Raw genomic sequence first — 795 nt, forward strand, 5'->3', positions numbered from 1 at the left:
TTAAATTAGGGTTGTTTTCTGCGGTAAAAGTTATTAAATTAGTATTATTGCCATTGGCAACGTTTAAACTTGTTAAAGCATTATCGTCACAATATAAACCTCTTAAAGCTGTATTGGCAGAGACATCTAAACTTGTTAAATTATTGTTACCACAATATAAACTTGTTAAAGCTGTATTAGCAGAGACATCTAAACTTGTTAAAGCATTATTGTCACAATATAAAGTTGTTAAAGCTGTATTAGCAGAGACATCTAAACTTGTTAAAGCATTAGAGTTACAACCTAATTCTGTTAAAGCTGTATTAGCAGAGACATCTAAACTTGTTAAATCATTACCGTAACACTGTAAACTTATTAAAGCTGTATTAGCAGAGACATCTAAACTTGTTAAATTATTAATCCAACAATCTAAACTTGTTAAAGCTGTATTAGCAGAGACATCTAAACTTGTTAAAGCATTACCGTAACACTGTAAACTTATTAAAGCTGTATTAGCAGAGACATCTAAACTTGTTAAAGGATTAATCCAACACTGTAAACTTATTAAAGCTGTATTAGCAGAGACATCTAAACTTGTTAAAGCATTATTGGAACAATATAACCTTGTTAAAGCTGTATTAGCAGAGACATCTAAACTTGTTAAAGGATTATTGGAACAATATAACCTTGTTAAAGCTGTATTAGCAGAGACATCTAAACTTGTTAAAGCATTGTCTCTACAATATAAATGTGTAATATTAACAAAAGCCTCAATACCTGTTAGATCTGCTATGCCTTTACGTGAAACATCCATTG

The 795-nt window shown here is 30.2% G+C and carries 1 protein-coding gene; it reads right to left on the reverse strand.

The window, feature by feature from the left end; translation table 11 throughout:
- The coding region (locus Q4Q35_RS17150; RefSeq protein ID WP_303279247.1) for a leucine-rich repeat domain-containing protein at positions 1-795 on the reverse strand (795 nt) is incomplete at both ends.

The organism is Flavivirga aquimarina, assembly GCF_030540835.1.
Classification (GTDB): Bacteria; Bacteroidota; Bacteroidia; order Flavobacteriales; family Flavobacteriaceae; genus Flavivirga; species Flavivirga aquimarina.